At 57.5% G+C, this 6598-nt stretch carries 7 protein-coding genes; 5 read left to right on the top strand and 2 right to left on the bottom strand.

The annotated features are described in order from the left end of the window. Positions 1-211 precede the first annotated feature (211 nt). Positions 212-388 (bottom strand): hypothetical protein, encoded by a 177-nt coding sequence (locus AAAB35_RS13035; protein ID WP_162706137.1) that lies wholly within the window; start codon positions 386-388, stop codon positions 212-214. Positions 389-680: 292 nt separating this feature from the next. Between AAAB35_RS13035 and AAAB35_RS13040 the strand changes: the two genes are divergently transcribed. Together AAAB35_RS13040 and AAAB35_RS13045 are read left to right on the top strand one after the other, a co-directional pair. Beyond that, a complete protein-coding gene (locus AAAB35_RS13040) occupies positions 681-869 on the top strand; it encodes a hypothetical protein (protein ID WP_112825195.1) in 189 nt (62 codons plus the stop codon). Positions 870-1103: 234 nt separating this feature from the next. Continuing rightward, positions 1104-2042, top strand: a complete 939-nt coding sequence (locus AAAB35_RS13045; RefSeq protein ID WP_340668700.1) for an adenylate/guanylate cyclase domain-containing protein — start codon at positions 1104-1106, stop codon at positions 2040-2042. A gap of 82 nt (positions 2043-2124) precedes the next feature. Here the strand turns inward: AAAB35_RS13045 and AAAB35_RS13050 are convergent, their stop codons facing one another. Then, the gene (locus AAAB35_RS13050; protein WP_340668701.1) at positions 2125-4089 is read right to left on the bottom strand and encodes an ABC transporter ATP-binding protein/permease; all 1965 of its coding nucleotides are present in this window, start codon (positions 4087-4089) and stop codon (positions 2125-2127) included. 111 nt (positions 4090-4200) lie between these two features. Here AAAB35_RS13050 and AAAB35_RS13055 point away from each other — a divergent pair, with 111 nt between their 5' ends. The 3 genes from AAAB35_RS13055 (at position 4201) to AAAB35_RS13065 (ending at position 6043) form a co-directional block, all read left to right on the top strand. Then, complete coding sequence (locus AAAB35_RS13055; RefSeq protein ID WP_162706136.1) at positions 4201-4671, top strand: hypothetical protein; 471 nt, start codon at positions 4201-4203, stop codon at positions 4669-4671. A gap of 66 nt (positions 4672-4737) precedes the next feature. Then, positions 4738-5151 carry a low affinity iron permease family protein gene (locus tag AAAB35_RS13060; RefSeq protein ID WP_340668703.1) on the top strand — a complete coding sequence of 138 codons (414 nt, stop codon included), beginning with the start codon at positions 4738-4740 and terminating at the stop codon, positions 5149-5151. Positions 5152-5791: 640 nt separating this feature from the next. After that, positions 5792-6043 (top strand): hypothetical protein, encoded by a 252-nt coding sequence (locus AAAB35_RS13065; RefSeq protein WP_340668702.1) that lies wholly within the window; start codon positions 5792-5794, stop codon positions 6041-6043. Positions 6044-6598 lie beyond the last annotated feature (555 nt).

Here is a 6598-nt window from a genome sequence, read left to right on the forward strand (position 1 = left end):
GAGTGTTCCGCGCATGAAACAGACCGACGACTGGAGCATCGTCATCTATAATTTCGGTTGAAGCTTACGCTGACGCGCATCTGCTGGAGTAGCAGCCGTTGACTAAGGACAACCTTATCGACGACGCCCAAGAGAATGGTAGCGGTTTCGGCTACAGGAAGCGTTCAAGGGCTCGCTCCGACCGCCTCCCGGCCGTCTACATCGCGTAGGTTTAGTTGGCGCGAACCTCGGCATCAAGTCCATGATTTGCATTTGGAAAACGACGGCCACGGCCCGCAGCGGCCTTCTCGAGGAGCATCGCGAAATTGCCCAGCTTCACACCGTCGGCGCGGAGCATCTGACGCATCAGCGGATCAGTCAAAACTTGAGACATAGTAAAGTCGAGCATTGCAAGTTCTCCTATTTTGGAATGGACCTACCACTCTACCTTGAAGGTCAGATGTCGTTGGGGGGGCGAAAACCAGGCAGGCAACTAGAGCAAAACTCCGCCGGATGCTCCGGCCGGAAATTCAACTCGCCACGCCACTTTGATCATCACGGCCAATTCTTCGATGGGAAAGAAGGCCCCGGAGCAACGCGGAACGAAAAAACGGCGGCCGAGTTGGCGCTGGCTTTCACCCTCAGGAACGAACCCGCTGCCGAACCGTTGTGCTTACCCATAGATATTTGGAGAAAGTGCAATGGGTATCGAGCAAGCTACCACAAGCAAGGGTCGGGATGCCGCGCGCGGACTGAGAGAAAACGCAGCAAAAGAGGAGAAGAAGGTAGAAGCTCAAAAAGGTTCGGACCTCGCTAAAGGTGCCGATCGTTTTGAGGAGCGGTCGAAAAGCTCTGACGGCAAAAGTGCCGGGAAAAAGCAGGGGCTTTAGCCGTAGTTTGGAAACCAGCCGGTAAGTCCCAGCAGACCAATAACCCCCGGATAATTGCGGATGTCCGTCGGTCATTCCAGCATCCACCATCATACCCTGGCGGAAGATGTCCTCAATCTGGCGGAAGCGAGCAACAGCAAATCGCGCCGGCCTCTCGGACGACTTGCTATCGCCCTTCTCATCCGCGTGTAGCTTATGGCAGAACTTTCGCTGTCAACAGATAGGACCGGTCGAATGGAAGCACCGCCGCTTGAACGCAAGCTTGCAGCCATTCTCGCGGCTGATGTAGAAGGCTATTCCCGGCTGATGAATACTGACGAGGAGCAGACGCTCGCGACTTTGACGTCGCATCGCACGATCGTCGACGGTCTCATTGAAAAGGCCCACGGGCAGATTTTCGGTACAGCCGGCGACAGCGTGCTGGCCGAGTTTCCGTCTGTCGTCCATGCCTTCAATGCGGCCATTGCGATCCAGCAGGCAATGTGGCGCGCCAACCAGGAACTTCCCATCGACCGTCGAATGAACTTTCGCATCGGGATAAACGTGGGCGACGTTCTGGTCAAGAACGGAGACATCTTCGGCGATGGGGTCAACATTGCCGCCCGGCTGGAGGGGCTCGCCGATGTCGGTGGCATCTGTGTGACGCGGGGCGTAAGGGATCATCTCCGCGATCGTGTGGACGCAACCTTCGAAGACCTGGGAGAGCAAATTATTAAGAACATCCCGCGTCCCCTCCGGGTGTTCCGCGTCCTATTCGACCAGGAGGGAGAGCCCGCGCTCGATTTGACAGCCTCCCTTGTCGGAGACCCAGAGCATTCCTCTTCTGTCGCGCAGTCGCTATCGCAAGACAGCGACGATGCGCGTCACCTTGTCGAAGTCGCCTTCTGGGAGTCGGTACAGGAGAGCGACGACCCGGCCGAGTATGTTCTCTACCTGGAGCGCTTTCCGCACGGACAATTCGTCGAACTGGCCAACGCGCGGCTCGAGAGCGGTTTAGGGAGTGGAGACGATCCTGCAATCGAACTCGCCTTTTGGGAGACGGTACGGGAGACCGGTAATAAGGATATGTTGGAAGCTTATTTGGTAAAATACCCCAACGGGCAGTTCAGCGACCTCGCGAACATTATGATAGCCAACCTTCTGAAAGCCAGGAGCGCACCTTCGATCGATTGAACGCTGCATTCTGGAGATCGCGCGCCTGGCGACGACACACACGAAGAACCCGTCCGGGCCCGTCGCCGGGGATCGAAACACTTCACCTTCTCGTCCGCATTAAACGCGAAAGAACATTTCGCTTTCTTCCTCGCTCAAGAACAATGTCACTAACGAGCCGCGCGCCGCCCTCTCTTCGCTCCAACGTGATCTTGCGGCTGTGGAACGCCTCAAGCTCCGCCCGGTGACCGACACTGACGATCGTAACCTTCGGCAACTCACGGACCAGGGTACCCATGAGCGCGTCCTGGCTCGTTTCATCGAGTGCGGAGGTTGCCTCATCCAGAACGACGATATCAGGATCGTGAAGCAGCAGGCGCGCAAAGGCGAGTCGCTGCTTCTCGCCGCCTGACAGCGTATGGTCCCAAGGCGCGTCCTCTTCGATCTTTTCAGCGAGGTGACCCAGACCAACCTTGTCGAGCGCTGCACCGATTTCCTCAGGCGTCCAGCTATCCGCGGCTCCCGGATAGGTGACGGCGCGACGCAGTGTGCCTGATGGGATGTACGGTCTCTGCGGCAGCATGAACATTTGCCTGTTAGCATGAAAGTTGACGCTGCCATTTCCCCACGGCCAGAGGCCGGCGATGGCGCGCACCAGCGTACTTTTGCCCGATCCGGATTCTCCGGCAACAAGCACCCATTCCCCCGGTCCGATCTCAACCTGTGTCTCCTTGACCACGGCGGTCCCGTCACCAAGCGACACCGAAAGATCCTCGAGGCTCAGCATCGTGTCACCTCTGGTCTCACCGTGCTGGATGCGCCCGAGGGCTTTGCTCAATTCCGCCCGTTCCAGCCCGTCTAGCGACATCATCAGAGAGGCAACGCGCCGCGCCGACGCGTTCCAATCGGCCAGACGCGGATAGTTGTCTACTAGCCATCCGAAGGCGCTTTGGACGATGGTAAAGGCGGAGGCTGCCTGCATGACCTGTCCAAGCGTCATGCTGCCGTCCAGAAATTTCGGTGCGCAGAGCAAGACCGGGACAACGGGGGCAATGAGCATCGACCCATGCGAAACGAGTGTGGTTCGCATGTATTGTCGCGCAAGCAGCCGCCATTGTCCCCGCACATTGGCGAATGTCCTACCGAGATCGCTCTGCTCTTCTTCCTCGCCCCCGAGCAGAGCTATACTCTCGCCATTCTCGCGTACCCTCGTGAGGGTATAGCGAAACTCGGCCTCCACCTGGTTTTTCGCCTCGGAAACTAGGACAAACTTGCGGCCGATGAATGCGATCGAACCGGAGGTGATTATGGCGTAGAGCACCGCGGTAACGACCAGAAAGCCGGGAATAGTGATCATAGCGCCACCCACCGGAAGCGTTAATGCACCGCCGATCGTCCATAGCACGACGATGAACGTCGACGCCGAAACGAATGCGGATATCACGCCCGCGATGAAGTCGACTGGAGATTCCGTTGCAATCCGCAGATCCTCGGACATGCGCGCTTCCGGGTTCTGATGATCCCCGCCGATCAGATTCAACTGATAGTATCGGCCGTTGGCCAACCAGCGGGAGATCAGTGCCCTCGTCAGACACGACCGCCAGCCCCGCTGTATCTTCATGCGCACGTAGACCTGGATTGTGACCAGAGCAACACTCCCCAAGACAAGTGGTGGGAAAAGTGCTCCCAGGAAATAGACGCTCGGACCGTTACGCTGCTCAATTGCATCGAAGATTTCTCGGTTCCAGACGTTAATGCCGTACTGGAACCCGACATTGGCTGCAATCAGGAAAAGAAGCCCAATAGACAGCGTCCAAGCCAGCCAGCTTCCGCGGCGCAACGCCCAGTAACCACGAGCGCTTATCCAGAAGCGTTTCAGTAGATAGCGCTTTCGCGCTCGTTCCGCCTCTTCAGGCGTCAACCGGATATCGGGTTCAATGGCATCGGGTGGAGGCTCGATGTCGTCCTGGGTCTTAGCATTGTCTGAGGTGATATTGGCCCATGCCTCAACATCTGATTTTGCATCGCTCATGATGGCGATAACGGCCTGAAAAACAAAAGGTTTCATTGTGTCCCCTAATGGGAACGACGATTTCGATTTGGCCCGTGCCTGCAATCGCGAACCAAGCCGTAGGGGAACGCAGCATGGGTGAAGAGCCCCGGCGGCAGCTGGAAGTCAATGTCACGGTCAGCATTGCTGCGCCCCGATATGAACGACATCCCTTCCCGCTCGATCCGACCTTTGATCTCCGTCATGGATGATCCGAGCATGACTTGGGAGGCGCGTCTCGAACAGGGAAGGCCAGAAAACAACGTCGGCAAGACCGGTTTCGTTCTCGAATACCTGAGCCTGCAAGACATGTGGCAGGAACAACCGCTAGGTATCGGCGTTCTCACCTGGAAGCGCGGGTGCAAAATGAAATTCTTCTTCCATCTCAGAGACATCGACCGCTACGAGCCCGATCTCGACGGCATGGAACTGGCGTCGTTCTCTCAGGCCGTTGCAGAAGCCGAAAAGGCCGCTCGGGAGATGGTAGCCGAGCTTGTGCTCCATCAGGACAGGGTCGACGGACGAGCGCTCGAGGTCGCTGACGATCATGGCAAGATCCTCATAACGGTGGCCTTCAGGGACGTCATCCAATTGGATTGAACTGGCTGCGGAAGCAGCAGGAACCACTATGCGAATTCTTAACAAGCACTTCCTCGGCACTCCGACATCGCCGCCGCGGTCGCTGGCCATAGTATCGCGGTGGCGTTTGCGATCGTCATAGTGGCCTACTGGGTCGCTCACAGCGCGTTGGACGGTTTTCCCGACGAGTGGTTCTTGATTGCCAACATGGCAAGAACGCTCATCTCGGTGCTGGTCTTGCTGCTGCAGCATTCTCAGAACCGGGACATGCTCGCGCTTCAAACCAAGGTCGATCAGCTTCTCAGATCAGCGATACCGCAGGAAATTACTTCATCCGCCGCTGAAGAGCGCGAAGCGGAAGAACTGCAAACCCTGGTTCTCGTCCGTCAAGCGGAGGCCGGCATCCTAGCAGATTGCCCCGCTCTTTCGTCAGCCACGTCTTCGACGCACTCTGCCTTGTCCACCAGCGTCTGGCTAAGAATGCGAAGCTGCGGGGCTTGACGCGGCGCGCTCTCAAGGCCACATGTCTTTGCGCTCGGGCGGGAGCAGAAACCAACATCATCGACAACATGCGGCTGTCCGGCAACCTCTCGAGGAGAGGCGCAATGCGCATGGCCTATTACCCATCCGACTTCATCGGGCATGCCCTCCGGTACTCCTGAACCAAATGCCAACGCAGCGGATCCATGACCGCTGCAGACGCCTTCACCCGCTATGGCAACAAGGCGCTGCCGGAACTTCGCTATGACTTCGCAAGCGAGTTTGGCTGCAATCGTGGACACGATTGCAGCCGTTTAACGACAAGTGCCAGATCAGGTACGACAGCTCAGCAGAGAAGATGCTGGGCATTGAGCTGCCACACCTAAGGCGATCACGAGAAAACCCTCGGCGAGTTGGCGCAGTACGAGGCGTTGTTCGCCCTTTGCCCCGAGTGCAATCGCCGAAAGCCGATCGATCTTTGGGAGATCCAGCGGAAACTCGGAAACGATCGACGCCGGGCCAAGTCGCAGGCCTCATGCGCTGCACGTGTGGGCATCAGGGCCGCCCGCTTGATGGTGAGGCACCTGTCGCGATGAGCATCGAAACCCACTCGGAACACGAAGGCTTTTGATCAGTTTTCTCCTCAAAGGAAAACCGCATCATGCCGACGGATAGCACCGACAGCACCCATAGCAGATTGAAAAGCCAACTCTCTGGGCTAGATGCCATCTGGGCCAACACAGGTGTTCTGAACGAAGAGCAGCAGACATTGATTGATGCGTATCGTTCGGGACAAATCCACGACGAAGAGTTTCAAGTGCACCTTTCAAATGATCAGGTGCTGGCCAATTGCGCTGAGGAATTGTGCCAAGCTAGAGACGACGCTCCAGGCGACCATGTGGCGCCGCCATAGGTGCAATGCATAAGACCTTAGTCCGTGGTGGTGCGGCACAGTGAGCGTAAAATACTCAGGTCCCGAAAGCTTAGCGGCTGGGCGGGACACTAGGGAAGTCTTTGCCCATACCAGCCCGCGGAGGCTTCCCGCTGTTTGCCGCGATGGCCTCGTATTTCTAATGACCGCCTTGCCGAGCAAGAGTAGAATGTGGAGCTGCACCAGACGCAGGGCAAGGCTCAATAGGAGGTCCTGCGCGCTCGGGTCATTGTGGGGGGCGCTGAGATGCAAGTCCTTACATTCCCGCTGAGCGACGAAGAGACTGAAGTTCTCACCTCAGTCATCCAGACTTGGTGCCTACATAATCGATTCGACCCCGGAAGTGAGTGCGCCCGCGCGGTGACCACCACAGCACTTGACCTCGTGATATCTGGCTTCAGAACGCGCGAGAGCCTAACAATCGCACTCGCCAACGCGTTGGCACGCGATGACTTGAATCCCAGTGGTGGGGAAACCGAGTGAGCCTATCATAGTGGGGTTGTCCGTCGAAGGCGGAGGCCGATAACGCTGGGGCAC

This window comes from Phyllobacterium sp., from assembly GCF_037994425.1.
In the GTDB taxonomy this organism is placed as follows: Bacteria; Pseudomonadota; Alphaproteobacteria; order Rhizobiales; family Rhizobiaceae; genus Phyllobacterium.

Coding starts and splice junctions, on each gene's coding strand:
- AAAB35_RS13050 (WP_340668701.1), bottom strand. CDS start 4,089: ATGAAACCTTTTGTTTTTCAGGCCGTTATCGCCATCATGAGCGATGCA.
- AAAB35_RS13035 (WP_162706137.1), bottom strand. CDS start 388: ATGCTCGACTTTACTATGTCTCAAGTTTTGACTGATCCGCTGATGCGT.
- AAAB35_RS13065 (WP_340668702.1), top strand. CDS start 5,792: ATGCCGACGGATAGCACCGACAGCACCCATAGCAGATTGAAAAGCCAA.
- AAAB35_RS13055 (WP_162706136.1), top strand. CDS start 4,201: ATGTCACGGTCAGCATTGCTGCGCCCCGATATGAACGACATCCCTTCC.
- AAAB35_RS13045 (WP_340668700.1), top strand. CDS start 1,104: ATGGAAGCACCGCCGCTTGAACGCAAGCTTGCAGCCATTCTCGCGGCT.
- AAAB35_RS13040 (WP_112825195.1), top strand. CDS start 681: ATGGGTATCGAGCAAGCTACCACAAGCAAGGGTCGGGATGCCGCGCGC.